The sequence below is a fragment of the Idiomarina piscisalsi genome (genome assembly GCF_002211765.1).
Taxonomy (GTDB): Bacteria; Pseudomonadota; Gammaproteobacteria; order Enterobacterales; family Alteromonadaceae; genus Idiomarina; species Idiomarina piscisalsi_A.
Genome location: NZ_CP022133.1, coordinates 1,613,332 through 1,639,308, shown reverse-complemented (window position 1 = coordinate 1,639,308; position 25,977 = coordinate 1,613,332). Strand labels below are relative to the sequence as shown.

Genomic DNA, 25,977 nt, shown 5'->3' with positions numbered 1-25,977 from the left:
TGGCGTAATCGGTGAGTCGTTAGTTGACCAGAAAGCGCTGTGACTTTCAATGACTGGGGCTTTCACGTACAATCACTGCCACTTAAATATGATGACCGCGTTGAGATAACGAGTTACACAATCCGATGACCATTTCAGCTCTGGGAATAAACCACAAAACAGCCCCCGTTGATTTACGTGAGCAAGTTGCTTTTAACGCAGAGCAGCTGGATGCTGCGTTGCAGGCGGTTCGTGGTTTGCAAGGTGTACAGGAAGCGGTCATTGTATCCACCTGTAATCGTACTGAGCTGTATTGTCGCGGTGATGTATCCGATGACCTATTGTTAGGTTGGTTCACAGGCTTTCACAGTTTACCGCCCGATGCTCTGCAAAATCATCACTACCTGTTTAAGGATGACCAGGCGATTAGTCACTTAATGTCCGTTGCCAGCGGCTTGGATTCCTTAGTGCTGGGTGAACCCCAAATACTCGGTCAAGTGAAGCAGGCCTATCAAATAGCGAAACGACAGGCGGCTGTCGGTGGTATTTTAGAGCGTTTGTTTCAGCAAACATTCCGTGTCGCAAAAACCGTACGTAATGAGACAGCGGTTGGTCAAAACGCTGTGTCGGTGGCCTATGCCGCTGTGTCTATGGCACGACATATCTTTTCCAACTTAGCGAAATCTAAAGTCTTACTGATAGGCGCTGGGGACACCTCTGAATTAGTTGCCCAGCATCTAAAGCAACAGGGCGTAACCGACATAACCGTAGTGAACCGAACGTTGCAACGTGCCCGAGAGTTGGCTGAAAAAGTCGACGGTGCAGCACACAGTTTGTCAGAGCTTGCTGAGCTACTTCCTGATGCAGATATCGTGGTGAGCTCAACGGCAAGTACGCTGCCCATAGTTGGTAAAGGTACGGTTGAAAAGGCCCTTAAAAAACGTCGTCATAAGCCAATGTTGCTTATCGATTTAGCCGTTCCCAGAGACATCGAAGAACAAGTCAATGAGCTGGATGATGCTTATTTGTATACGGTCGACGACTTACAGAGCATTATCAGCGAAAACATAAGAAATCGTGAACAGGCGGCAAAAGAAGCGCAGGTGATTATTCGTCAGCAGGCGCAGGAATTTACCGACTGGTTACAGTCGCTCAATAGTGTCGAGCTAGTTCGAGCTTACAGACAGCATACTAAGGCCGTTGCTGACGAGCATTTGGAGCGGGCACTAACTCAGCTGCAGCAAGGTAAAGCGGCGGAAGAGGTGCTTAAACAGTTTAGTCATAGGTTGGTGCAGCAACTGACTCATCAACCCACCAATTTGTTAAAATCTGCCGGTGAAAATAATGACCAGTACACCCTGGCAGTGTTACAGCAATTATGGTCAGACGAGAGTTCTGACTCCTAAGAAGGCAAATAAAAATCTATGTTGAATCCATCCATTGAACGAAAACTTGAAGGTTTGCTTGAGCGTTACCAGGAAGTTCAGGCGCTGCTCGGTGAACCCGACGTTATTTCTGATCAGAACCGTTTTCGTGCGTTGTCGAAGGAATACTCGCAACTTGAGGAAGTGGTTGACTGCTTTGAAAAATATAAGCAGAACCAGGAAGACCAGATCGCCGCTAAAGATATGGCGGAGGAAGATGATCCTGAAATGCGGGAAATGGCTCAGGAAGAATTAAAACAAGCCAAGGAAAACGAAACTGAGCTTGAGCAACAACTGCAAATTTTATTATTGCCAAAAGACCCGAACGATGACCGCAACTGCTATTTGGAAATCCGGGCCGGAGCCGGTGGTGATGAGGCGTCGATATTTGCCGGGGACTTATTTCGAATGTATAGCCGCTATGCGGAAAAGCACGGATGGAATATCTCTGTAGTGAGCGCCAACGAAGGTGATCATGGTGGTTATAAAGAAGTGATTGCACAGATGAATGGTGACGGCGCTTATGGCCGTATGAAATTTGAGTCGGGCGGCCACAGAGTGCAGCGAGTGCCCGAAACGGAATCGCAAGGTCGTATTCATACGTCTGCTTGTACCGTGGCTATTTTACCAGAAATTCCGGAAGCGGAAGCCATAGAGATTAACCCAGCTGACTTACGAGTCGATACTTTCCGAGCATCCGGTGCCGGTGGTCAGCACGTTAACCGAACAGACTCGGCCATTCGTATTACCCACTTGCCGTCGGGCGTTGTTGTTGAGTGTCAGGAAGAGCGTTCACAACATAAAAACCGCGCCAAAGCGATGTCAGTTCTGCAAGCTCGATTACAGAAAATCGAGGACGAAAAACGTCAGCAGGAAGAAGCTAGCACACGTCGTAACTTGGTCGGCAGTGGGGACCGTTCAGAGCGTATTCGAACGTATAATTACCCGCAAAGTCGTGTCACCGACCACCGCATTAACTTGACCTTATATCGGCTCGATGAAGTGTTGCAGGGCGATTTGGATTTGATTATGGATCCGATTATTACTGAACATCAGGCGGATCAGCTGGCGGCATTGTCTGAAGGAGAAGAATGACCATAGAAGAAGCGCAACAGTGGGCGCGTCAGCAGCTAGCGCATATTGATGACGTTAGGGCTGACGTTTTTGCGTTGTTGGGCTTTGTGCTGGACAAAAACAAAACCTACCTAATGACTTGGCCGGAAAGAGCATTAACTGACGAACAGTTGGAACGCTTTGAGGTCGTGGTTCATGAGAGGGTTAACGGGAAACCGATAGCTTACATTACCGGACGTAAAGAGTTTTGGTCGTTAGAGTTGGAAACGAACGAAAGTACTCTCATACCCAGGGGGGACACAGAAACCCTGGTAGAGACAGCATTGAGTCTGGATTTGCCCGATAATGCTCGAGTACTGGATTTAGGTACCGGAACCGGTGCGATTGCGCTGGCTTTAAAGTCAGAGAGGCCGAACTGGCAGGTGTGTGGCTGCGATAAAAACGGTGCCGCGGTTGCTTTAGCCGTCCGTAATGCCATACGTAACGACCTCGACGTTGAGTTTTTTCAAAGTGACTGGTTTTCTCATGTTTCTGTCGGCAAGCCTTTTGACCTGATTGTTTCTAATCCGCCATACATCGAAGAAGCCGATCCTCATTTACGTCAGGGAGATGTTCGATTTGAGCCGTTAAGTGCTTTGGTGGCAACGGGCGACGGTTTAGACGATATAAAGAACATTATTATTCGAGCAAAGTCATATTTGGCGGACGGTGGTTGGTTACTACTTGAACAGGGGTGGCAGCAGGCTGACAGTGTCATTGAGCTACTCACAAAAAGTGGTTATAAAAAGGTTAACCGTTGGCAGGATTATGCTAGTGTAGAACGAGTATCAGGTGGACAATACGTCACGGCGGAGAGAGACAAGTAATGAGCAACCAGTTCATGTTTGCTGATGAAGCCAGCCAGCAAAATACAAAATTACCAACAGAATACTGGAAAATTCTAATTGTCGATGACGAGCCAGAGGTGCATGCGGTCACAAAACTGGCGTTGAACGACTTTAACTTTCTGGGACGCGGCCTAAAATTTTACAGTGCATTTTCTGGTGAAGAAGCCAGAAAACTCATTGATGAACATCCCGATGCGGCCATTCTTTTACTTGATGTTGTGATGGAAACGGATGACGCAGGTCTCCAAGTCGCTCGCTATATTCGAGAAAAAGCCGACAACCACTTTACTCGTATCATTTTGCGAACAGGACAGCCGGGGCAGGCGCCTGAACGTACCGTTATCGTCAATTACGATATTAACGACTATAAATCGAAAACCGAGTTGACCGCGCAGAAGCTATTTACGGCTGTTATGTCTTCATTGCGTTCATACCGCGACATTATGTCCATTGACCAAAGCCGCCATGGTTTGGAAAAAATCATTTCAGCGTCGACAAATTTGTATGCGCTGCAACCGATGAACAGTTTTGTTGATGGTCTGGTTCAGCAGTTGAGTTGGGTTATCGGTGGTGCTAAGCAAACGCTTTATGCAACAGCAAATGAAGACGGCACCTCTTATAAAGTATTAGCTGCGCACGGTGAAGATTCACAGGTTAGTGTCGGTCAAACGCTGCGCTCGGTCATTCCTTCAAAGGCATTAGCTGAGCTGGAGAACGTCATTGCAAATCATGGTTCGTTCTACGGAGAAGACTTTGTGCTGTTGTATTGCCGCAGTCATTGTCGTGCGCATGGCTCGGTTTTATTTATTGGTGGGCTTTCCCGCACGTTAACCGCTGATGACCACCATGTCTTGCAATTGTTTGCTGAAAATGTGCAGTTGGCTCAGGACAACGTTGTGTGCCTGGAGGACTCTGATCACTTCCTGGCACGCCTGGCGGATCAGCTGATGCTGCATCATGCCAATCATTTCAATAACGTCCTGGATGGCAGCAAAGAAGGGCGTATTGCTTATCGCCTGGCTCAGGCCGTTAATGCCGACGAAGCGGAAGCGACGGCTTTAGCCTGGTCGCTATTTGCACAAGCTCGTCCGCTGTTGGACTGTGCGTCGACACCTGTTGCTGCCAACGAAACAACTTGCCAACAACGTGTTGCTCGTTCACTAAGAGCGTTAACGCATGGTGAGCACGAAGCCACCCAAAAAGCGCATCGTGCGTTGATGGAGCGCTTGGAGCGCTGGGATGGTTTAGGCCTTCCAGAAGGAAAACAAGGCGGTGATATTGCACTGAGTACGCAAGTATTGTTGTTAACTGAACAGCTAGTGGACTGGTTTGAAGAAGACACCAGTGACGCGGATATCAAAACACGACTTGATGACGAAAAAGGTCGCTATTATTCGCCTGACTTCCTTGAGCAAGCATTGAAGCTACTGCCCGAACTAAGAAATATTTAATTCATTATAAAGGGGTTTTACTGTGTACGTTGTTTTTAAACACCTGCATGTTCTATTTGTTTTTATCTCTATCACTTTATTTCTATTCCGTTTCGTCTTGCGGTTGCTGGATTCTCCAGCGTTACAAAAAAAGTGGCTGAAAGTGGTACCACATATCAATGACACGCTTTTATTGGCGAGTGCCATTGGCATTATGGTGACGGTCGGTATGTATCCGATAGAAGTGCCTTGGCTGACGGATAAAGTCATCGGTGTTATTGGTTACATTGTTTTTGGTATTTTTGCCATGAAAGGTCAGTCTGCTGTGACTCGCTGGGTAGGCTTTCTCGGCGCGTGCGGCTGGATAGCTTTCTTATTGCACGTGGCTATGTCAAAAACAGCATTAATTGCTGGCTAGTTAAAAAGGATTTTGTTGTATGTTAGCACCGGAAACCGCCGTAACAGAAACGAGTGCGCTAATTACTAACGATGGCGTTATCATTGGCTTATTAATGGCCATTTTGGGTTTTGTTTTCTATACCAATAATAGTGACCATCCGGCGTTTAAGAAATTTTATCGCTTCGTACCCGCGTTATTGCTTTGCTATTTCCTGCCGTCGTTGTTGAACACTTTCGGTATTGTCGATGGCAATGCGACAGCCGTAACAGATATCACCATGGATTATCTGCTACCGGCCTGTATGGTGTTACTGACGTTGAGCTTGGATTTAAAAGCGATTTTGGGTCTGGGATCCAAAGCATTGATACTGTTTTTAACTGGTACCTTCGGTATTGTTATCGGTGGTCCCATTGCACTATTGCTGGTTTCTTTCATCTTTCCTGAAATGCTCGGCGGAGCAGGTCCTGATGCGGTTTGGCGTGGTATGACGACCATCGCCGGTAGCTGGATCGGTGGTGGAGCTAACCAGGCGGCTATGAAAGAAGTGTATGAAGTCGGTGGTGATATTTTCTCAGCGATGGTAACGGTCGATATTATTGTCGCTAACTTATGGATGGCTGTGTTGCTTTATATGGCAGCGAACGCTAAGCAAATTGATGCACGCACTGGCGCAGATACATCAGCTATTGACGCCATCCGTCATAAAGTTGAAAAGTACGAAGCCGAGCACGTTCGTAATCCAAGCTTGAGAGACTTAATGCTTATTTTAGCCGTTGGCTTCGGTGTGGCAGGCGTAGCTCATTTACTGGCTGACTGGATAGCACCGGCCATTGGCACGAACTACCCGGCTCTGAGTAAGTTCAGCTTAGACAGTTTGTTCTTCTGGGTTATTGTTCTTGCGACTGCGGGCGGTATTGCGTTGTCTTTTACCCGCGCTCGCTCGCTGGAAGCGGCTGGCGCTTCTAAAATTGGCTCTGTTTTTGTCTATGTTTTGGTGGCAAGCATCGGCTTGCACATGGACGTGACAAAAATTGTTGAAGCACCAAAATACTTCCTAATTGGCGCTATCTGGATGATTATTCATGCGTCGTTAATGCTGCTTGTTGCTAAAATTTTACGTGCCCCTGTTTTTTACATGGCGGTGGGCAGTCAGGCCAACGTCGGCGGAGCCGCTTCAGCTCCGGTAGTCGCATCGGCGTTTCACCCGTCACTGGCACCAGTGGGTGTTCTGTTGGCTGTTATGGGTTATGCGCTGGGGACTTATATGGCGTACTTCTCAGGCCAGGTGTTGCGTGTGGTTGGCAGTTGATCAAAAGGAATGAGCATGATTTCGAAGTTACATTTAAACGATATTGAAATAGCCAACGACCGTCCGTTTGTTCTTTTTGGCGGGATGAACGTACTGGAGTCGCGTGATTTAGCGCTTCGTATTGCCGAGCATTACGTTGAAGTGACGGATAAGTTAGGCATTCCTTATGTTTTTAAAGCGTCTTTCGACAAAGCCAATCGCTCATCGGTGCACTCATTTCGTGGACCGGGTCTCGAAGAGGGACTGCGAATTTTTGAAGACGTGAAACAGCAGTTCAATGTCCCGCTAATTACCGACGTACACGAGCCCCATCAGGCTAAGCCGGTATCGGAAGTTGTCGATATTCTCCAGCTTCCGGCGTTTTTAGCTCGCCAAACTGACTTGGTCGTTGCTATGGCTGAAACCGGTGCCATGATTAATGTCAAGAAGCCTCAGTTTTTAGCACCGCATGAAATGAAGCACATTATTAGCAAGTTCGCGGAAGCCGGTAACCAGAACATAATGTTGTGCGAGCGCGGTTCTTGCTTTGGTTATAACAACTTAGTGGTTGATATGCTGGGCATGGATGAAATGAAGACCATGGCGCCGGTCATCTTCGATGCAACCCATGCGTTACAGCGTCCGGGGGGCCGCACTGACTCTGCCGATGGTCGCCGTGCACAAGCCGCACAACTTGCTCGCTCTGGTATGGCGTTGGGTATTGCCGGTTTGTTTATTGAGGCACACCCTAACCCAGATGAAGCCAAGTGTGACGGGCCGTGCGCGTTGCCGTTACGCGCATTAGAAGGCTATCTAGAGCAGATGAAAGCCGTGGATGACTTAGTGAAGTCATTCAGCGCATTGGACACGTCTAATTAACCATGTCGCTTCAGGCCGGCAGCTCACTTAAGCAAACACCGCTTGATAAACGCCAGGCGGTGAAGCTCTTATTAAAAGCGGTCGGTGGTTTGCTGGCGCTGCTTTCTCTGGCGTTATTAGCACCATTTGTTATGGCCGTTATTAACGCGGAAAAGGAGCAGTGGACGTATTTAACATTGGCTATTATTGGTTTTGTCGTTGGTGTTGCACTTTTTCTACAGCCTGTGGGTGACGCCAAACTGAGAGCACGCCAGGTCTTTTTGTTAACCACCTTATGTTGGGTATCAGCCAGTCTTTTTGCGACGTTACCGTTTATTTTCGCTCAGCCTTATCTCGATTTTTCCAGTGCGTGGTTTGAGGCTATGTCGGCTATTACCACCACTGGAGCCACTGTTATTTCCGGGCTTGATGATCTGCCATCCAGTGTTTTGCTATGGCGGGCGATGCTGCAGTGGTTAGGCGGTATCGGGATCATCGTTATGGCCATGGCGATATTACCGTTTTTGCAGGTTGGCGGTATGCGACTGTTCCAGGCTGAATCGTCCGATATGTCGGGTAAATTTATGCCTCGCTCCAGTCACATGGTTTTAGCCATTGGTCGAGTCTACCTGATACTAACGGTTGCTGTTGTTGCGTTGTATCTTTTGGGTGGCATGACAAGCTTTGATGCCTTGGTTCATGGTATGACAACCATAGGGACCGCCGGTTTCTCAAATTATGACGCTTCTTTCGGTCACTTTTCCGATACACCGTTTTTGGTTATAACCGGTACACTGTTCATGGTGGCGGGGGCATTACCTTTTGTACTCTACATTCGAGTACTAAAAGGGGATTATGAACCACTTTGGAAGGACACCCAGGTACGCGCGTTTGTCACCTTTTTAATGATCGCCATTGTGCTTATTACTTTGGTGCAAGTGCTGAAAGGGCGCGAGGTCGGTGACGCTCTCATGCATACCGCATTTAATGTTGTATCTGTGGTGACCACAACAGGGTATGCGACGGAAGATTACGGCAACTGGGGTAGCTGGTCCCTGATGGTTTTCTTCTATCTCATGTTTATTGGTGGCTGTACCGGGTCAACCGCCGGTGGTATGAAAATATTCCGTTTCCAGCTTTCACAGTTACTGCTTAAAAAACAGTTTAGCCAACTCATTCACCCAAATTTAGTGCGGGTTGAAACGTACCAGGAACGACGAGTTAACGATTCACTGCTGGGTTCAATGGTTGCCTTTTGCTTCATGTATTTTTTACTGATAGCGGTTATTGCACTTGGTTTGTCATTGTTTGAGCTCGATTTTCTAACCGCTATTTCCGGAGCGGCATCCGCTGTGGGCAACGTTGGCCCTGGTCTTGGTGAAATTATTGGACCCGCAGGTAACTTTTCCAGCCTGGACGGTGGAGCCAAATTGCTGCTGATATTTGCCATGCTAGCAGGGCGTTTGGAGATTATGACGGTACTGATCTTATTTCATAGACATTACTGGAAGCACTAAAATAAATTTCAGCGAACACTTGCACGCTGAAACGACATGAATTAAATTAAACGCATGTTTAAATCATGCGTTTATTTATATCATGGCAGCACGCATTACGACTCAACAAAAAATACTCAACGCCGCTGAAGCGCTGTTTGCGCGAGACGGTTTTGAACAGACCTCTTTACGGCAGATAACCCACGAAGCGGGCGTGAATCTGGCGTCTGTTAATTATCACTTTGGCTCAAAAAAAGCGCTGATACAGGCGGTTATTGCCCGCTATTTAAGTGTTTTTATGCCGGCTCTAGAAGAACAGCTAAACGAAGCTGAAGCCCAAAAAGACCTTAAAACGCAAGCATTATTTGAGCGCTTCAAATTGCCACTGGCTAAACTGACCCAAATCAACAAGCGCGGCCCCGATACGTTTTTAAGGCTATTAGGTTTTGCTTATTCTGAAATACAAGGGCATTTGCGTAAATACACTCAGCAAGAATACGGCAATGTATTACAACATTTGCTGCAGCTTTTAAAGCGCACAAACCCGCATTTAGATGAACAGCAAATGTTCTGGCGTCTGCATTTTGTATTGGGCTCGGTTGTTTTCGCTCAGGTGTCCGGTCAGGCACTTATCGAAATAGCCCAAGCCGAGTTTAATCAGCAAATTGGCGCGCAGGATGTCATTGATCAACTTATTCCGTTTGTTTCGGGCGGACTCGAAAATTCGTAAATAAACTGTCGTAAGACGGAGTTTTGACTACACTTTTATTGTGATGGTGCACTGGAGATAACCATGGAAATTCTCATTTTGTTGTTGGTTTTAGTGGTACTGGTATTTGCAGTCGGAGATATCCGTCGCAGCCTTATCACGAAACCTGTTTTTGGTATTTTTAAGCGCATTCTGCCGCCTATGTCTGACACTGAGCGTGAAGCCATGGAAGCAGGGGACGTATGGTGGGACGGTGAATTGTTCAAAGGTCGCCCTGACTGGCAAAAACTGCTGGACATGCCGCAACCGAAACTGACTCAGGATGAGCAAGACTTCATTGATAACCAGCTGAACACCTTGCTGGATATGATCGATGACTTCAAAATTGTTCAACAGGACAGAGACCTGCCGAAACAAGTGTGGGACTTTCTGAGAAAGGAACGTTTCTTTGCCATGATTATTGGTAAAGAACACGGCGGTCTCGACTTCTCTCCGGCGGCAAACTCTTACATTGTGTCGCGTATTGCCAGCCGTTCAATTAGCGCCGCAGTATCGGTTATGGTGCCTAACTCATTAGGCCCAGGTGAATTGCTGACGCACTATGGGACGAAAGAGCAAAAAGAATATTGGTTGCCGCGTTTAGCGGATGGTACCGATATTCCATGTTTTGCCTTAACGGGTCCTGAAGCTGGGTCTGATGCGGGATCTATTCCTGATGAAGGTATCGTCTGTAAAGGCGAGCACGAGGGCGAAGAAGTTGTTGGTATTCGTCTGAACTGGTCAAAGCGTTACATTACTCTGGCGCCGTCTGCGACCGTGCTTGGTTTGGCGTTTAAACTGTACGACCCGGAAGGTTTAATGGGCGACAAAAAAGACATAGGCATTACTTGTGCACTTATTCCGACCAGCCACAAAGGCGTCGAAATTGGTGACCGTCACTTCCCGTTAAATCAGGCGTTTTTAAACGGTACAACGTACGGCAAAGACGTATTTATTCCGCTGAAATGGATTATCGGCGGCGAAGAGTATGCCGGTAAGGGGTGGCGTATGCTGGTCGAATGCTTGTCAGCCGGTCGCGGTATTTCACTGCCCGCGTTGGCGACAGCATCGGGCCACGTGACTCAGCGCATGACGGGTGCGTATGCTTACGTGCGTCAGCAATTCGGGCTGCCTATTGGTATGTTTGAGGGCGTGCAGTCATCAATGGGTAAAATTGGTGGCACGAACTATATTCTTGAATCCATGCGCCGCTTAACAATTTCATCACTGTGCCAGGGCATGAGCCCGTCAGTTGTGACGGCAATGACCAAGTACCACATGACGGAAATGGGGCGTGAAGTGATTGAACACGCAATGGACATTCATGCTGGTAAGGGCATTCAATTGGGGCCGCATAATTACCTGGGTCACAATTATATGGCAACCCCCGTTTCCATTACGGTAGAAGGTGCCAACATCTTAACCCGTAACCTGATGATTTTCGGTCAGGGGGCGACGCGTTGTCATCCGTATGTACTGAAAGAAATGCAAGCGGCCGCAAACCCGAATGAAGACGAGGGTATGCGCGAGTTTGACGGCTTGCTGATGAAACACATTGGCTTTGCTGCCAGCAACGTATTTGGCAGCTTATGGTTGGGTCTGACAGGCGCACGCTTTGGCGAGTCTCCGGTTAGCGGTGAAACCGCGCAGTATTATCGTAAATTGGGGCGCATGAGCCGTGGTTTGGCGCTAGCGTCAGACATCTCCATGCTGATGATGGGCGGTGATTTGAAGCGTAAAGAAATGATTTCAGCGCGCCTCGGCGATGTATTAAGTCATTTATACATGGGCTCTGCGGTGCTGAAGCGTTTTGAAGACGAAGGACGTCAGGTTGCTGACTTGCCGTATGTGCACTATGCATTACAGCACCACCTGCACAGTATTGCTGAAGCGTTCTATGGTTTCTTCGACAACTTCCCGAACCGTGCCGTCGCCTGGATGATGCGTTTAGTGATATTCCCTCTGGGTAATCACTTTAAGAAGCCAAAAGACGACACCCTGCAGGAAATTAGCCTAAGCATGATGGAGCCAGGCGTCACGCGTGACCGCCATACGTTCCTGTGTTACTGGAAAGACGACAAGAACGACCCGACCGGCCACATGGAAAAAGCGTTTTTATCAATGCTGGAAATGAAGTCGGTTTATAAAACCCTTCGAAAAGCACAGAAACGCGGTGAACTGTCGGCCAACCTAAACGGTCAGGAACTTGCCGATGCGGCTTTAGAAAAAGGCTTAGTGGATAAAGAAACGGCCGATAAACTCGCAGAAACCGAAGAGCTGCGCCTGCTTGCTATTGGTGTCGACAGTTTCGCGCCGGGTATTCTGGAAAATAACCAGTTTTATACGGCGAAAGGCGACTTAAGAAAAGCGGCGGTCAGAGACTGACCACCGCATTCATTGCAACTTAATAAAGTGTTCGACGTTTGTCTTTTAGGTTGAACACTGGGTCTACAAAAGAGCGCTGTTGAGCGCTCTTTTTCGTTTCTGCGCTGGCACTGGCTGTAGCCGGGCAACTGCCGGTTTCAATATAGCTGTATGCAGCGCCAGTCAGCGGATCTTGCCGACTTCCCCAATCAGCCCTAATTTGGTCCTGAACCTCGCAGGTAGGGACCAATCCGTTGTAATATTGGCCTTCACCCTCCGCATTAACCGTTTCAAAGTTAATAGCAAAAGTCACTTTGTCGCACAACGGTTCAGGCTGTTGGCCGACAGGTTTACCACAGGTGTTCTCACCAATAGTGACAACATTCACGTAAGGTTTTAAAGAGTTAATGATAATTTCCGAAGAAGAGCAGCTGCTGCCAGTCGTTAAAACATAAACGGTGTCTAAGTCGAGCTGCTGAGTGCCGTCGACTAAGCGAAATTGAAGGGTTTCGTTTTTATCGCTGTTTTGCTCATTAAAGCGGTAAGTCAAAAAGGTTTCGCCCAGTACGTTATTGCCTGCCGCCTGGCTGGAGGTTTGGTTGGCGTAACGAATGAGACCACCACCGTTGTAGCGCACATCGATAATTAAATGATCAACGCCTTCGTTAGCGAACAAGTCAAAAGCTTCGTTTAAGTCACTGCCCGTACGGTTAATGAAAGAGTCGAGAGTGAAGTAACCGGCGGTGTCTCCGTTATCGAGCGCCGTGGTTTGTGCGCCCATCACCGTGTTGGTTTCAACTTCCACTTTGCTGAGAATATCGGTTTGCTCTGGCTCTCCTGGTGTTTTCCAAGTAAGTTCTCTACTCAGACCTTCTTCGTTTGGCCCTAAGGCATCATCAAATTCGCCGTTGGCAAGCAGTTCAGAAACGGGGACACCATCAATAGCAATGAGCTCGTCAGCACGTTCTATACCTGCCGTAGCAGCCGGAGAGTCGTTATAAACAAAGCGAATTTTCACGCGAGTATCGCTTATCTGCTCCATTGAAAAACCGAAGCCAAAGTAGGTGGCGTTCACAAACAATTGTTCGTACTCTTCCTCGGTTAAAATGTAGCTGTAGCGGTCTTCCGGCACGCGTAACTCTTCAAGCACCGCGTAAACATCGTCAAATGCTTCCGGGTCAATACTGTCCTGTAGTTGGTCTGCCCAAAAGTAGTCCTCTTTCATATAATTGAAAAAGCGCTGGTTTTGGTCTTCGGCCGAGCACGTGGCGTAGCCGGAGCCTCCACCCGTACCGCCGGTGTCAGAGCTGCTGTCAGAGCCACCACAGGCTGATAATACCGCTGCCATGCTCAGTAGCAATAAAGGTTTCTTAAAGGTCATACTGCATCTCGCGTGTTATAAAAATGTTAACTCACAATTTAGCACAGAGAACGAAAAGATGAACATCCAGCGTGGCGCTTTTTACTGCATCGTGGCACACTGCCGACACTGACTATTTACCGTTAAACACAGACGGAGAACAACGACGTTATGGCACAAGTCATGATAGACATTGAGGGTACAGAGCTAACGCCAGAAGACAAAAAGCTATTGGCGCAGCCCTCGGTTAATGGGTTGATACTGTTTACACGTAACTTCGCATCGCTTGAGCAGTTGGCTCGATTAACCCAGGAAGCACGTATGGCGGCCGCTAAGCCATTACTTATTGCGGTTGACCACGAAGGCGGGCGTGTACAGCGATTTCGCGAGGGCTTTAGTGCGATTCCGGCAATGGGATCGTTACGCGGCATCGAGAATGCGGACGAACGCCACCGCGCTGCGCGAGACTTAGGATGGTTAATGGCAGCAGAAGTACAGGCGGTTGGCATCGATATTAGCTTTGCGCCAGTATTAGACGTTGATGATTGCAGCGAAGTGATTGCTGATCGCGCATTCTCTGATGTCCCCTCAGAGATTTCCGAGCTGGCATCGGCGTTTATAGAGGGCATGCATGAAGCCGGTATGGCTTCTACGGGCAAGCATTTCCCGGGTCATGGCTCGGTGCAGGCTGACTCACACATTGCCATTCCAGAAGACGACCGCACACTAGAGCAAATTCGTGCTCACGACTTAAAGCCATTTCTGTCATTAAGCCAAAAGCTCGATGGCATCATGCCGGCACACGTTATTTATCCGAAAATTGACCCACAGCCCGCTGGCTTTAGTGAGTTTTGGCTACAACAAATACTGCGCAACGAACTGCAATTTAACGGCACCATTTTCAGTGATGACTTGTCGATGCAAGGCGCCACGGTTGCGGGTGACATGCAACAACGCGTATTCGCCGCACTGAACGCAGGCTGCGATATGATACTGGTGTGTAATGACAGAGCAGGAGCCTTACAGGTTCTCGACGCAGAGCTTCCGGCAACAGAGCCTGAGAGTGCTCAGCGGGTGCAGCGTATGCTAATGAGCGAACCAGCGGTAGGCTTGGAAGCGTTAAAACGCACCGAGCGCTGGCAGCAAGCACAGCGCTGGCTTTCGGTGGTTAATTAAGCTTCGTAAGGAATGGGGTCTTCAACGCCGTTAGCAGCGAAGGCCTCTAACCGCTCCACACAGGCACCGCACTTACCACAGGCCTTGTCCCGGCCGTTATAGCACGTCCAGGTTTGGCTGTAGTCTAAGCCCATTTTCAGGCCGTCAGCTAAAATGGCGTTTTTATCGACGTCTAAATAGGGCGCATGAACCGCTACCGGTTCGTAATTGGCCATTTTACTGACCACATCCATTTGGCGCACAAACTCAGGGCGACAGTCCGGATAAATGGCGTGATCGCCTGAGTGCGCACCATAGTAAACCGCCGAAGCGTTTTCAGACACCGCATAACCAATGGCTAACGACAACAAAATCATATTGCGGTTGGGCACCACCGTCGACTTCATCGACTCTTCCTCGTAGTGTCCCTCGGGAATTTCAATGTCGTCGGTTAATGAACTACCCGCCAAAAGTTGGTTAATGGCAGTAATGTCGACCACTTTATGCGGAATTCCATGCTGTTTGCAGACGTTAGCGGCAACTTGTAGTTCTTTCACATGGCGCTGACCGTAGTTAAACGACAGTGCCAGCACCTCATTGCCTTCCTGCAATGCTTTGTGCAGCACCGTAAACGAGTCCATTCCACCTGAATAAATAACAACGACCTTTTGCGACATGCTGTAACTCTCCGTATAATCTGCGGTCTATTCACCTTAATAGAAGCCATTTTAACGAAAGCTATGTCTTACCGCATCAACGAAATTTTCGAGACCCTGCAGGGCGAGGGCACCTTTACCGGTGTGCCATCCATATTTGTGCGCTTGCAAGGCTGCCCCGTGGGTTGTCCGTGGTGCGACACCCAACACACCTGGGAAACCAACGACAGCGACAATGTCAGCGCCGACGAGATGATGGCAAAGACCGAAGCCTCATCGAAATGGGCAGAAATGACCGCCGAAGACATAGTCAAACGCTTTGAGCAAGAAGGTTACGCTGCCAAACACGTGGTAATAACCGGCGGCGAGCCCGCTATGTTCGACTTGCTGCCGCTAGGCGAAGCCTTAGAAGCTAAAGGCTACCAGCTGCAAATTGAAACCAGCGGCACCTTCGAGCTAAAAGTGACCAACAACACCTGGGTAACGGTGTCGCCTAAGTTGGATATGCCAGGCGGCTACCTGGTGCGGCCAGACTGCATGGCGCGCGCTAACGAAATAAAACACCCGGTTGCCATGCAAAAACACATAGACGCTTTAGACTCACTGCTAAAACGTTGCCCACCCAAAGCTGACGCAATTATTTGCCTACAGCCAATAAGCCAGCGCCCACGCGCCACTGAGCTTGCCATGCAAACCTGCATTGAGCGCAACTGGCGCTTGTCGGTGCAGATGCATAAATATCTTAATATTGAGTAAGGCTTCTATATTCCAATGACTGGCTGTTAAGTGCCAAGAGCGGACATTGGAGCCTCAATAACCGGCACGTGTTAGGCTCTCCGGCGCCGAAGGTGCGAAGTTAATTGATTTGTTAGGCTTTTTTGCATTTTGGGCACTCTATTACAACTAAGTTATCTCTAATGCTATACGCGTACGGTACCCAGTATGTTTTGCCTTCGATTGATACTGAATCATAGGCAAGACCATGTGGCTCATTTGGAAATACAAGAATATCCTTTAATTCCTCGTCATCTGGGTTATATATGTGTACTTCACCAGGCTGACGTTCATATGCCTCAATATTATCATCAGGTCTGCCGTACGCTATATCAAGCGCCTTGATCCAGTTAATAGTGTCTTGACCATCACAAGTATCAATAATTTTCTTTAAGGCTTCCTGTGATATTTCCCTAAGGTATTGCCCGTGTTTTTCACAATTGCCAACTTCTGCAAATGGGCCATAAGAGAAATTATAAGAAATGTCCCCTGATAAAAGAGGTAGTCTGATGTAGTTAGAAAGCTGAAATCCACCAAGCGTAGTATTGTCCAGCATTTCCATTAGCATGGAATAGAAACTGAGCAGACAGTCGCCATTATTTGGACGTCCAATGATTTCTGTTGAAGTCAGCTTATCTATATCAGGTGTTTGAAAGCAGCCTCGACTCCCATCAAATGGAACAATAAGGCCTTCATCTAGAATCACAACCGCATTAGGCCATTCGGTACTTGGCGCTTCAGCCATAAACTCTTTAATAGCATTTATGACCGTTAACCACTTAAGTGATGATTTATATGCAAATAAAATTCCGAACCCTCTTGTCGAGGGTGACTCAATAGTTAAGCCGTTTATTTTCTGTATTGCTTTTCCTGATTTCTTTAGCTTTTTAAATGATGCGATATTTCTTAATCCATCTTTAACTGTTTTTTTGTTTCTAAAGCAGGATTTTACTTGAATGACACCATGGACGTGTTCCACAGGGTAGAACTCTGAGCTTTGATATTTCAAAAGAGAAATGCTATTTGATTGGTCGTAGAACAATAAATCTAGCTCTTCGCTGTGGTGACCAGAACTTGATACAACTCGACCACTAGAAGAGGAAATCCCATATTTCTGTGGTATCAAGCCATAAGCAGAGAAAAAATTTCGCAGATAATCTTCTCGGGCATCACCACGATTTCCCGGATGCTTTAAACCAGAGGACTTTTCATATTCTCTTAGTAATTGTTCTTGGTATAGAAGAAACTCGCGTTCAAAGCCTTGGAATTCAAATACACCTTTCCTTAGCTCTGCGGCATCCTCAAGCATTTTTACTATGAATTCATTATCTGACATTGATACCTCAGTAGCCTAGCGCCTTGAATGATCCGCCAATTTGGAGCGGCTGCGGAAAATTGGTCGGCTTGATTCTCTGGTTAGCAGGGTTAAACATCCGCACCCTATTTCTTACTCAGCATAGATGTTACCCGGAAAATACCAAAGAATAGGTGATCCACTGTTATTGATGAGCGGAACTCTGGCATACCAAACACTTTAACCGAATATATCTTTTCATTCCGCGCATCTAGCTCGCCAAAATCCAGAAAATGCATCGGTGTTCCCGAATAGAGACGACTGATACTCTCTTTTAGAGCTCTGTACTCAGGGGTTTCATTATCATCTTTAAAATTATGATAGATGTGGGCTATAGAATAGGATTCAGGTAGTTGATTGTCACACGCCTTGTAGACTATCCCCATTGAAAGTGCGGTGAAAAAGTCATCAAATCGCTCTACATCAACACGGTATCGAACAGTGCCGTTGTCATAGCGCTCTGACCCTTTCAAAAGCATTTTTCTAAATACACTTTCGTTATATCCAAGTTGGGGGAGTATCTTTTGCGTGAAGATTTCACGCGCGCCATTGGATGGCGAAGCATTCATGCAGATATGAGCTAGAACATAAGTGTCGTCGTTTGTTTTAGAATTATTGTGAGACTTACACGAGGGAACGGTAAGAAGCTGATTTCGTTGATCCTTTGGGAAGAAAGCTTTAGGAGGAACGTGTTCCTTTGTGTCCGCTTCGTTATCGCAGCCTCTGTAGTAACAAGGCACCACTCATATCTCCTCTTGTCTTGCTAACCTTTGTATATTTTTCATGCATACTTTGTCATTCGTTAAGTTGGTAGTTAAATAGCTTTAAGTTACTGAGCTAAAAAATTCCAACCTTGAAACGCTCTGAATAAGCTACAACAATTTGAGCAAGCACAGTTACACTCTAACGGGCACACAATACCTAATTTTGATTTCCCATTATGTCATTGACAGTAAATGACTTAAATCCACAACACAACAAAAAAACGTGCCATATTGTAGAGATAAGTGTGCCGAGCCTGATTCCCGTCCCTCTTAGTTATTAATGGTAGGCGCGAAGTTCACTAGTTAAATTCGTGCAAAAAAACTAAGGTCTGTTCCTCGCTCATGGCGGACCGGCTTAACGCACTTCAGCCGGAAGTAAATGCTAGTTAATACTCCATTTAAATTTATTATCTCGATAAGCTTTGACTTTAGCGACTGTATCCTCGATGGATTTCACTTTATCTTTAAGAGGAATAACACCTGAATCATACTCAGCAGTTTCCTCAGCAACTTCTGATGCGAGAGTTTGTTCTCTCCTCTTCAAAGCATTTAGTAACTCATACGCGATCAAGTAATGTCTGGTAGCGATATCGGTGATTACTACAACATTCTCGTTCGGCCTGCTCCTCCAGTCATTTAGAGTTCGCAACTGAGTAGTGCGATGCTTCTTATAAATCATTTTAACCTTACCGAAGGGTAAAGCTCCGTTTTTCTCCTTTTTTCGTAACTCTCGACGCCAATCATTTTTGACACAATTCCTCAATATTAGGTCTGCTTCTGCCGTTCTGATTACGAACCCTTCGAGTGAAATCGAGACTTTTTCCTCCGGAATAAATCTGACTGAGGTATGAAGCGAGGGAATAAAATCTATCTCGTGCGCAAAGAAGTGCCGCAGAGCTTTTATTCCAAACCGCCAATGCTTAGCGGTATTGGTTAAATAATATTGCTTGATTTGCTTACTGTCAGTTAAGGACTGTGCAGATACGAAAAATGATTGAGCTCTCAACCAAAATGCTAAGTACTCATTCCTGCCTGCTAGTTGGTGAGTAGATTCACGAAACTCAGACAACATATGGCTTTCTAGCTCGATCATTTCGGCTATAGCGGCGGAAAGAACAAGGAGACGATTCAAAAGGCTACGATCTATAGAACTCATATATTATTAGAATTCCTTCGCTTTACTGAAATTGTCATAGTGTACAGCACGAACATTATCGAGAAAGGCAAAATTCAGCCTTTTGCTTATGCAAATCAGTCGGCTAAGAGCGAGCAGCGGATCTTCTGGCTCTCAGTATGCTCCAACTAGTGGCTAGCCGTCCCGTTATTAATAATTGTGGGTATCCTTAACGGTGCACGGCACATTCACTTCGGAAATATTGCTCGCTTTGTTATTGTGTTGTGTATTTAAGTCGTTTACTGTCAATGACATAACAAAAATAAAGGTTGGATATTGTGCGCTCGGTAGAGTGTAACTGAGCACGCTCAAATTGCCTTTGCTAACTCGGAACCTTTCAAATCAGGAATGGTTGCTTTAACAGTAAGTTATGAACCGAAAGTTATTAATTAGGCGAGGTTATAAATGCGCACGCACAATATACAAATGTTATACATCAATTCATTTATCAACATTCGAAAAGGAGTTTAAATGGAATCAATTTTAGATAAACTTGCTTCACTTTTAGATCACGCAAGCGTTGTGTCTGCCGTACTAGGGGTGTTCGTTTCGCTATTTAGCTCTTACATAACTACGAAAGCAGGACTAGTCCAGACAGTCGATAAGCTTATGAAATTAATCTCGAAAAGGCTTGTTAATCGAGATGATGAAACAGTAAGAGCTTATGACCGGTACTCTTCGGTTTATGGAATTATGTTTGCTCGGAGAATGAAAGAAGCAAACTTTGTTTCAGTAACTTTTTCTGTATTTATGGTTCTGTATTTGTCTTTCTCGATTTTTGCGGACAAGCCAATAGATTCAATAATTGTTTTCGTTTCTTTAGTTTTGTTGTTGCTACCTTGGGTGAAGATTGCAATAAGCGCTTATAGAGTAAGTAACGGATTCTTAGGGAATAGTGAATACGAAATACGACAGTTCCTTAAATATATAATTAGTGAAGCTTCGGACAATGATCTCAATGATGGAGATGGACCGAGAAAATTGATAGATCTGGATGAGTTTACAATTGAAAAAGCGCATAACTTTGGTAAAGGTGGAGTAGCTGCTCATGCCAAAGAGGTAGGAGTCTGATAATGAATAGGGATTTTAAAGATACTTCGTCAGATTGGATATCAAGAGCAATTGATATCTTATTTTGTACACACCCAAAAAGAACATCATTGGGTTTTGTGGTTGGCGCCCTGATTTACGTTATCGTGGGTGTTTTGTTCGCTCCGGTTTGGACAGGCATTCAATGGGTCAAATTATCGAGTTTGAAGTTGTGGCACTATCTCATCGTAGGCCTGTCTGTAATGCATATTCCAACCGTTAGAGAAAGTTACTCCAAAGATTCTGAATTGCCGAAAGAGATTGAGCAAGCATTATGCCTGATCAAAGATGCCGAAAAGAATGGTGTTCCAAAAAATGCGATTAAGAACATGCGGTTGGAACTATGTAACTCCTTAGTTAAGTCTTTGTCTATCAAACCTGAAAAAGGCGGAAAAAATAGCCAACAGAGAAATTAATTCTGTATAACCAGGCCATTATAGGGACATCGTATACTTCGCTGCGCTTTGGGGTGGCTTCGCTACTTTACCCCAAAGCTCCACTCCATAAACAATGCCCCATATGGCGGCGTTAACTGATTTGAAGAGGTGACTTTTGTATAGGAAGGAAGTCGAGAAACTCGAGAGTCAAACTTCACTGGATCTCAGATCTAGTGCGAGGTCGTATTACAAAATTGGCATAGATGCTTTTCATAACGCTAGAATGAAGGGTTGGGTTGATTTTCAGCCTGCAATTGGAAATTTGTGTATAAGTGTTGAGTTATTGCTGAAGTCGATCATTGCACATAAGTCGCTCTATATGCTTTATGCAGGCTTACCTGATGAAGCCAAGTTGTTATTGTGTTACCCGGAAAGCTTGACAAAAGAGCATAACTCCCTTTCTTACATTAATGACCTTAGGTATTTCTCATACAAAACCATTGAGCTAGATAAAGCTAGTTCTCTTTTCTTTCATTTTTACCCGGAAGTTAAACAGGAGTACAAAGGATTTCTCTCCTCGCTATCCTTAATAAGAAATGTAAGTGTGCATGCGTCAGTTCCTGACTTTCAAAGGTACGAACTGGAGAGCATTGCTTACCACTCAACGAAGTTGTTTCAAAAAATCTCTGAGTTAAGTGTCTTCAAATACTTTTCGTTTACGCCAGAGAAGAAAACCGCAAGCTTTTTACAACTTTACGAGGAAGAAAAGGTAAAGAAAGTTAAAAATGCCTTAGATAACGCTCGGAGAATTGTGAAAAGTGGGAAGTTTGGCGAGACATTTTATTACAGTGAGGATTGGACTCAGATGATGCAAGAGTGCCCTATATGTGGTGAAGGTGGTTTGTTTACAGGAGAGACAGAAGAGACCTCGGATGAGGATGGTATATCCCTTACCTTTCTATGTGAATCATTCCTTTGTGAAGCGTGCGGCTTGAAGTTGGACGATTTTGAAGAGCTAGAGCTTGCAGGTATGGAAACGAGTATTGATAGAGATAATGATGTTGAACAGTGGTGTCATGAAAACGGATACGATGATGATGATCGATGGTATTACAGTTAACAAGCAATTCAGTGCTAATAAGAGAGGAGAGCACCTTTGACGTTTAGTTATTTGATCAACCAGGTATTACTTCCTTTCGGAGGGGTTTCTGCCGTACTTATTGGTTTAGCATCGTTCCTCGCTCACATCAGCTCGAAGCGGATAATTAATGGCGAAGTAGCACGGCACAAACGGGACCTGGCAGAGTTTAAATCAACTGCAAGGCTGCAGATGGAAGCAATTAAGAGCGATTTTAAACTTGAGTTGCTGAAAAGCGAGAGCTACACGTCCATCTCTAAGGAAATGTACCAAGAGCTATTTAGCAAACGAATAGAGGCATACGAAAAGCTGATTAATTTAAAAAGGGATATCGGAAAATCACTCGTCGATAATGCTGAGTATATCGAGTTCCATGATGACGATCCAAGTTACTTTACAAACATCATAGAGAAGATAAATGCTGCTACTCGAGAGCACCCGATGTTGATATCAAACGATCTGGCAGAAATCTCTGATGAACTATATGAAAAGTCCATTCAGATCTTCTCGGACGCAAAAGTTAAGGCTTTCTATGCTGAGTTATCAAACTCTGGTGATGACTACGGAATGTACAACGCTATGATTGAAGCCGAGAATGACGAACTCCGTCGAATGCTTACTGAATGTGGCGACTTGTACGAAAAATGGCTGACCCAGCTTAATATTGATTTATCGAAAATTCGAGGTATTTTGGATTCGACGAATGCATTTCTGGAGTCAGAGCACTAACAATAAATCGCACGCGACCAGCAGTGTTGGCGCGTGAATGCGCGCGATAGGCAGAAAGGGTTAACAATGAGAAATAATGCTCTTTACTTTCCTTATATTTCGATTCCGGAAAGTCAATGGACAATAAAAACTTTACTTTATTGGGACAAGTTGAGCGCAATAGTTCCTATGGATCATATTGATAATCCAGAGCAACTAAGTCCGTTCATGAGAGCTTTATTGGAGAGAGATTTAGCTGAACAAATATTTCCGTCACAACACCTATATGAGATTCCTCAGTTCGAACAGAGTTTTATTAGATATTTAGAGCCTAAGGCTAGGGAGTATAGAGATAAGCCTATACGAGGAGTTTTTGATACTGGACGAATGCATGCAGAAAAATTTGGCTCTCGTATCCACCATGAAAAAATGATGCCAATGACAGGAATCCATGTAGAAAAAATGGGAGAACTCCCCCAGTATTTAATAGAAGAGGGCTTAGCCGACCAAGTGGATGGGACTTGGTTTAACGTGGATACCAGAGTTGCCAATATGTTTATGGCTTACTTAGCTATATGCTTAGGTGCTCTCAACACAGTAAGTGCAGCTCCTATTACAAGCGAAAGAAAGTACTCAAACTTTCTTGGTCACAACCTGTTTCAGCAACGAGATGCTAGATTTAACCATCACCGAAAGGCTCAGGATGTAGTGATAAACAATATCTTACCGACCCCTTCTGGGAAAATTGATTTAGATTTACTAGCTAAGTTTAAGATGGAGCATGGGCACCTTTTACCTAGATTGCGACAGAAGATCGAAAGTGAGACGGCCTATATTGCACTCTTAGAAAGTGCAGATGATCGATTAGACGCGACTAGTGACTTTATTCGGCGTTGTAAAGAAGACACTGATGAAATCATCGATGCAATGAAGCCATCCTGGTCAAAGATTATGTTGGGCTCCATTGCACCTTTATTCGGGACGGGATTAGCGATGGTAGCTGCTGAAACTGGAAATAAAGTAGCTTATGCAGGAGCTGGACTGTCCTTTGCTTCCACAGCATACCAAGCTTTAAATAGCATTCGCTCTGAGAGGAAAAAAGCGGAAGCATTACCATTGGCATATATTGCCCACCTTAAAATGCGAGCGGATTTTGCCTAACAAAGCATTTAAGACTGATTCCCAACGCTTGGCATTTTTCATTCCATCGTTGGGTTTTGTGTTTACGGCGGTATGGTTGAGATTTAGTGATAGCGTTGCTCACACCTTAATGCGGTGTTAACGTCCGCTCCTGGCACTAACCAGACAGTGGGGATGTCTGAGCCATCTGACGCAAATGTCTTACAAAAGCATCAGCATTAGGACTATATCAACAATAAACTTAGGGAAATAAAATAATTGGTTTTAAGGGAGAAAAGATATGCCAACAATTACAATTATTTCCGACGACGTGCTTTTAGGGAACTCAACTTATTCAAGAGTGCCATTTCGAGATGACGTTTTAATGCTTAATGAGGAGCCATATAGGGTTAGAAATGTTTTTTTGCTTGATGGTTCAACCAAAGATGTAGATGCATTAGTAAGTGTAGAGCCATTTAATAGCTGTAAAGAGTTACATTCGCCTATAACTTTAAATTAACGCATTAAATGCTCAATTATGAGGTGCTTTTGGCGTTGTAATTTATCTTCTTTAACGGTGTTGATTGCAATCATCTTGTTTAATTCGTGACTTTTTGATAGCGAACCCGGGCTGTTTTTGGGCTTGCGCTGCACTGGCGAAGACACCTGGTTCACTAGTTATTTATCCGCACTCAGTAAATAGCTTTCACGACTTTTAATGCTAAGTGCAAAGTTGTACTTTATTGATTTAACAATTAATAAGTTGTACCTTTGGTTAAGTAATATGTTAAAGGTACAACTCAATGAAAACGTTAAAGGCTATTTCAGAAAAACTCGTTGAAGAGCGAAAAAGAAGGAACTTGTCTCAAAAAGACATGCGCCTGCTTATTGGTATGTCCCAGCAGCAGTATCAACGGGTGGAGGCAGGGCAAGATATTCGACTGTCGACTCTGTTGCGCATATTGGCCGGGTTAGAGTTAGAGCTGGAGTTTAAAGACGCTAATTTAGTAGAAGTTAGAGAGCCGGAAACCGTTTATAACGAGTATGACTCTTGGGACAAATATCAAAAGCATTTAGAGGACTAATCGCCAATGGCGAGCATGAGAGTAGAAAAAGTCGAAGGGCTTCAAATAACACTGAATGATCAAAAAGTCGGTGTGTTGACGCATTACACAGGAGGGAAAAACATTCTTAGTTTTTCTCCTGACTTTGCCGTGCTCGATAAACGTGACCGTCCAATAGTTAGTTTCACTCAACTAATACGTGAGAACTATTTTGAGCTCCCTCAGGTGAGCACTCAACGCTTGTCACCAGTATTGTCAAACTTGCTACCCGAAGGCGCTTTACGAGAATTTATAAGTCGCGAACTGAAAGTCCACTCGGAAAATGAGTTTCCGCTTATGGTTCATTTAGGTGCGAACCTTCCGGGCGCACTTAAAGCGACTCCCATCGCTGCGGGAGAGCTACCGGCTTGGGCACTTGCCCATAGAGAGCAAGTAGAAGCTGTACAGGTTAATATCGACAAAGCCGTAAGCAAGCAGTCACTAGCAGGCATTCAAATGAAGTTTTCGTCGGTAAGGGCTCCTGACAAGCGTTTTAATATCAATGAAGAAGATAACTCTGACAGCTGGATTATCAAAGTACCGTCTAATGTTTATAAGCAAGTGCCGGCAAACGAATACACAGCCATGCGCTTAGCCGAGTCAGTGGGTATCGACATACCGGAAATACAGTTAGTGAAACTGACTCAGTTGCATAACCTACCAGACATTCGGCTACCCGATGAAGAATATGCCTATGCGATACGACGGTTTGATCGCAGTAAAGGTAAACGAATACATACCGAAGACTTTGCTCAGGTGTTTGAGCTGTATTCTCATGAGAAATATGAGAAGAAAAACTACGAGCAAATCGTTAACGCTATTTACCTGCACAGTCCGCAAGGCTTAAAGAATGCCCAGAAAATGGCGAAGCGTTTGTTGGTAAATATTCTACTTGCAAATGGTGATGCGCATCTTAAGAACTGGTCGTTGATATACCCAGACGGAATAACGCCTCAGCTATCACCGGCGTACGATATTGTGTCCACCTTGCCTTATGTGAAAGGTGAAAACGGGGCAGCGCTCAATATGGCGAAAGTTAAAAATTGGTATGAAACCAATATGGAGACCTTTAAAAAGTGGGCTGAGCGAGCGGATGTACCATGGCAACCTATAGCGGTTCACTTAAGTGAAACTATGGAGCAAGCAAGAGAGTTGTGGCCAACAATGCTCAATGAGTTACCTATGCTGGAGTCCAGTAAACAGGTGCTCAAAGAGCATTGGCGCGAATTGCATTCAGACTTTCGAATTGGCTGACGCT

At 45.5% G+C, this 25,977-nt stretch carries 25 protein-coding genes; 20 read left to right on the top strand and 5 right to left on the bottom strand.

The features are described 5' to 3' along the window. Positions 1-125 precede the first annotated feature (125 nt). From hemA to CEW91_RS07925, 10 genes are all read left to right on the top strand, one after another. Positions 126-1,385 (top strand): glutamyl-tRNA reductase, encoded by a 1,260-nt coding sequence (gene hemA / locus CEW91_RS07970; RefSeq protein ID WP_088768475.1) that lies wholly within the window; start codon positions 126-128, stop codon positions 1,383-1,385. An 18-nt stretch (positions 1,386-1,403) separates the two neighbouring features. Beyond that, positions 1,404-2,498 (top strand): peptide chain release factor 1, encoded by a 1,095-nt coding sequence (gene prfA / locus CEW91_RS07965; RefSeq protein WP_420038561.1) that lies wholly within the window; start codon positions 1,404-1,406, stop codon positions 2,496-2,498. Next, positions 2,495-3,343 carry a peptide chain release factor N(5)-glutamine methyltransferase gene (gene prmC / locus CEW91_RS07960; RefSeq protein ID WP_088768474.1) on the top strand — a complete coding sequence of 283 codons (849 nt, stop codon included), beginning with the start codon at positions 2,495-2,497 and terminating at the stop codon, positions 3,341-3,343. The genes prfA and prmC overlap by 4 nt, the downstream gene beginning before the upstream one ends. Next, the gene (locus CEW91_RS07955) at positions 3,343-4,815 is read left to right on the top strand and encodes a DUF3369 domain-containing protein (RefSeq protein WP_088768473.1); all 1,473 of its coding nucleotides are present in this window, start codon (positions 3,343-3,345) and stop codon (positions 4,813-4,815) included. Before prmC ends, CEW91_RS07955 begins: the two co-directional genes overlap by 1 nt. Before the next feature lie 22 nt (positions 4,816-4,837). Next, a complete protein-coding gene (locus CEW91_RS07950) occupies positions 4,838-5,212 on the top strand; it encodes a SirB2 family protein (protein WP_088768472.1) in 375 nt (124 codons plus the stop codon). A gap of 19 nt (positions 5,213-5,231) precedes the next feature. Continuing rightward, positions 5,232-6,503 (top strand): DUF819 family protein, encoded by a 1,272-nt coding sequence (locus tag CEW91_RS07945; RefSeq protein WP_088768471.1) that lies wholly within the window; start codon positions 5,232-5,234, stop codon positions 6,501-6,503. Positions 6,504-6,518: 15 nt separating this feature from the next. Next, on the top strand, positions 6,519-7,361 hold the full coding sequence (gene kdsA, locus CEW91_RS07940; protein ID WP_088768470.1) for a 3-deoxy-8-phosphooctulonate synthase: 843 nt from the start codon (positions 6,519-6,521) through the stop codon (positions 7,359-7,361). A gap of 2 nt (positions 7,362-7,363) precedes the next feature. Further along, on the top strand, positions 7,364-8,857 hold the full coding sequence (locus tag CEW91_RS07935; protein WP_088768469.1) for a TrkH family potassium uptake protein: 1,494 nt from the start codon (positions 7,364-7,366) through the stop codon (positions 8,855-8,857). Between the two features lie 82 nt (positions 8,858-8,939). Further along, complete coding sequence (locus tag CEW91_RS07930; protein ID WP_053952765.1) at positions 8,940-9,566, top strand: TetR/AcrR family transcriptional regulator; 627 nt, start codon at positions 8,940-8,942, stop codon at positions 9,564-9,566. Positions 9,567-9,629: 63 nt separating this feature from the next. Then, positions 9,630-11,969, top strand: a complete 2,340-nt coding sequence (locus CEW91_RS07925) for an acyl-CoA dehydrogenase (RefSeq protein WP_088768468.1) — start codon at positions 9,630-9,632, stop codon at positions 11,967-11,969. 19 nt (positions 11,970-11,988) lie between these two features. Here CEW91_RS07925 and CEW91_RS07920 read toward each other — a convergent pair whose 3' ends face one another. After that, a complete protein-coding gene (locus CEW91_RS07920) occupies positions 11,989-13,329 on the bottom strand; it encodes a S41 family peptidase (protein ID WP_088768467.1) in 1,341 nt (446 codons plus the stop codon). A gap of 150 nt (positions 13,330-13,479) precedes the next feature. Here CEW91_RS07920 and nagZ point away from each other — a divergent pair, with 150 nt between their 5' ends. Beyond that, positions 13,480-14,484 (top strand): beta-N-acetylhexosaminidase, encoded by a 1,005-nt coding sequence (gene nagZ, locus CEW91_RS07915; protein ID WP_088768466.1) that lies wholly within the window; start codon positions 13,480-13,482, stop codon positions 14,482-14,484. Here nagZ and queC read toward each other — a convergent pair. Further along, positions 14,481-15,140, bottom strand: coding sequence for a 7-cyano-7-deazaguanine synthase QueC (gene queC, locus CEW91_RS07910; RefSeq protein ID WP_088768465.1), 660 nt, complete (start codon positions 15,138-15,140; stop codon positions 14,481-14,483). The genes nagZ and queC overlap by 4 nt on opposite strands. 63 nt (positions 15,141-15,203) lie before the next feature. Between queC and queE the strand changes: the two genes are divergently transcribed. Beyond that, entirely contained in the window at positions 15,204-15,875 is a 672-nt protein-coding gene (queE, locus tag CEW91_RS07905; protein ID WP_088768464.1) for a 7-carboxy-7-deazaguanine synthase QueE, read from the top strand. Between the two features lie 112 nt (positions 15,876-15,987). Here queE and CEW91_RS07900 read toward each other — a convergent pair whose 3' ends face one another. From CEW91_RS07900 to CEW91_RS07890, 3 genes are all read right to left on the bottom strand, one after another. Further along, on the bottom strand, positions 15,988-17,229 hold the full coding sequence (locus tag CEW91_RS07900) for a DUF6602 domain-containing protein (protein WP_088768463.1): 1,242 nt from the start codon (positions 17,227-17,229) through the stop codon (positions 15,988-15,990). A 104-nt stretch (positions 17,230-17,333) separates the two neighbouring features. Continuing rightward, a complete protein-coding gene (locus CEW91_RS07895; protein WP_198400862.1) occupies positions 17,334-17,990 on the bottom strand; it encodes a hypothetical protein in 657 nt (218 codons plus the stop codon). 403 nt (positions 17,991-18,393) lie between these two features. After that, complete coding sequence (locus CEW91_RS07890; RefSeq protein WP_088768462.1) at positions 18,394-19,167, bottom strand: hypothetical protein; 774 nt, start codon at positions 19,165-19,167, stop codon at positions 18,394-18,396. A 489-nt stretch (positions 19,168-19,656) separates the two neighbouring features. Here CEW91_RS07890 and CEW91_RS07885 point away from each other — a divergent pair, with 489 nt between their 5' ends. From CEW91_RS07885 to CEW91_RS07850, 8 genes are all read left to right on the top strand, one after another. Further along, positions 19,657-20,256 carry a hypothetical protein gene (locus CEW91_RS07885; RefSeq protein WP_088768461.1) on the top strand — a complete coding sequence of 200 codons (600 nt, stop codon included), beginning with the start codon at positions 19,657-19,659 and terminating at the stop codon, positions 20,254-20,256. Between the two features lie 2 nt (positions 20,257-20,258). Continuing rightward, complete coding sequence (locus CEW91_RS07880; protein ID WP_088768460.1) at positions 20,259-20,690, top strand: hypothetical protein; 432 nt, start codon at positions 20,259-20,261, stop codon at positions 20,688-20,690. Positions 20,691-20,934: 244 nt separating this feature from the next. Next, a complete protein-coding gene (locus CEW91_RS07875) occupies positions 20,935-21,771 on the top strand; it encodes a hypothetical protein (protein WP_157776078.1) in 837 nt (278 codons plus the stop codon). Positions 21,772-21,807: 36 nt separating this feature from the next. Beyond that, positions 21,808-22,518: a hypothetical protein gene (locus CEW91_RS07870; RefSeq protein ID WP_088768458.1), complete on the top strand. Its 711-nt coding sequence runs from the start codon at positions 21,808-21,810 to the stop codon at positions 22,516-22,518. A gap of 66 nt (positions 22,519-22,584) precedes the next feature. Then, complete coding sequence (locus CEW91_RS07865; RefSeq protein WP_088768457.1) at positions 22,585-23,658, top strand: DUF6236 family protein; 1,074 nt, start codon at positions 22,585-22,587, stop codon at positions 23,656-23,658. Positions 23,659-23,917: 259 nt separating this feature from the next. Beyond that, positions 23,918-24,136: a hypothetical protein gene (locus tag CEW91_RS07860; protein WP_088768456.1), complete on the top strand. Its 219-nt coding sequence runs from the start codon at positions 23,918-23,920 to the stop codon at positions 24,134-24,136. A gap of 283 nt (positions 24,137-24,419) precedes the next feature. After that, positions 24,420-24,701: a helix-turn-helix domain-containing protein gene (locus CEW91_RS07855; protein ID WP_088768455.1), complete on the top strand. Its 282-nt coding sequence runs from the start codon at positions 24,420-24,422 to the stop codon at positions 24,699-24,701. A gap of 6 nt (positions 24,702-24,707) precedes the next feature. Then, on the top strand, positions 24,708-25,973 hold the full coding sequence (locus tag CEW91_RS07850; RefSeq protein WP_088768454.1) for a type II toxin-antitoxin system HipA family toxin: 1,266 nt from the start codon (positions 24,708-24,710) through the stop codon (positions 25,971-25,973). The last annotated feature ends 4 nt before the right edge of the window (positions 25,974-25,977 follow it).

Bases quoted from the DNA above. Each gene is read 5' to 3' on its own strand.
- CEW91_RS07930 (WP_053952765.1), top strand. From the start codon at position 8,940: ATGGCAGCACGCATTACGACTCAACAAAAAATACTCAACGCCGCTGAA.
- CEW91_RS07925 (WP_088768468.1), top strand. From the start codon at position 9,630: ATGGAAATTCTCATTTTGTTGTTGGTTTTAGTGGTACTGGTATTTGCA.
- CEW91_RS07900 (WP_088768463.1), bottom strand. From the start codon at position 17,229: ATGTCAGATAATGAATTCATAGTAAAAATGCTTGAGGATGCCGCAGAG.
- queC (WP_088768465.1), bottom strand. From the start codon at position 15,140: ATGTCGCAAAAGGTCGTTGTTATTTATTCAGGTGGAATGGACTCGTTT.
- CEW91_RS07885 (WP_088768461.1), top strand. From the start codon at position 19,657: ATGGAATCAATTTTAGATAAACTTGCTTCACTTTTAGATCACGCAAGC.
- CEW91_RS07935 (WP_088768469.1), top strand. From the start codon at position 7,364: ATGTCGCTTCAGGCCGGCAGCTCACTTAAGCAAACACCGCTTGATAAA.
- nagZ (WP_088768466.1), top strand. From the start codon at position 13,480: ATGGCACAAGTCATGATAGACATTGAGGGTACAGAGCTAACGCCAGAA.
- kdsA (WP_088768470.1), top strand. From the start codon at position 6,519: ATGATTTCGAAGTTACATTTAAACGATATTGAAATAGCCAACGACCGT.
- queE (WP_088768464.1), top strand. From the start codon at position 15,204: ATGTCTTACCGCATCAACGAAATTTTCGAGACCCTGCAGGGCGAGGGC.
- CEW91_RS07860 (WP_088768456.1), top strand. From the start codon at position 23,918: ATGCCAACAATTACAATTATTTCCGACGACGTGCTTTTAGGGAACTCA.
- CEW91_RS07875 (WP_157776078.1), top strand. From the start codon at position 20,935: ATGAAGGGTTGGGTTGATTTTCAGCCTGCAATTGGAAATTTGTGTATA.
- CEW91_RS07955 (WP_088768473.1), top strand. From the start codon at position 3,343: ATGAGCAACCAGTTCATGTTTGCTGATGAAGCCAGCCAGCAAAATACA.
- prmC (WP_088768474.1), top strand. From the start codon at position 2,495: ATGACCATAGAAGAAGCGCAACAGTGGGCGCGTCAGCAGCTAGCGCAT.
- CEW91_RS07850 (WP_088768454.1), top strand. From the start codon at position 24,708: ATGGCGAGCATGAGAGTAGAAAAAGTCGAAGGGCTTCAAATAACACTG.
- CEW91_RS07865 (WP_088768457.1), top strand. From the start codon at position 22,585: ATGAGAAATAATGCTCTTTACTTTCCTTATATTTCGATTCCGGAAAGT.
- prfA (WP_420038561.1), top strand. From the start codon at position 1,404: ATGTTGAATCCATCCATTGAACGAAAACTTGAAGGTTTGCTTGAGCGT.
- CEW91_RS07890 (WP_088768462.1), bottom strand. From the start codon at position 19,167: ATGAGTTCTATAGATCGTAGCCTTTTGAATCGTCTCCTTGTTCTTTCC.
- CEW91_RS07880 (WP_088768460.1), top strand. From the start codon at position 20,259: ATGAATAGGGATTTTAAAGATACTTCGTCAGATTGGATATCAAGAGCA.
- CEW91_RS07945 (WP_088768471.1), top strand. From the start codon at position 5,232: ATGTTAGCACCGGAAACCGCCGTAACAGAAACGAGTGCGCTAATTACT.
- hemA (WP_088768475.1), top strand. From the start codon at position 126: ATGACCATTTCAGCTCTGGGAATAAACCACAAAACAGCCCCCGTTGAT.
- CEW91_RS07855 (WP_088768455.1), top strand. From the start codon at position 24,420: ATGAAAACGTTAAAGGCTATTTCAGAAAAACTCGTTGAAGAGCGAAAA.
- CEW91_RS07920 (WP_088768467.1), bottom strand. From the start codon at position 13,329: ATGACCTTTAAGAAACCTTTATTGCTACTGAGCATGGCAGCGGTATTA.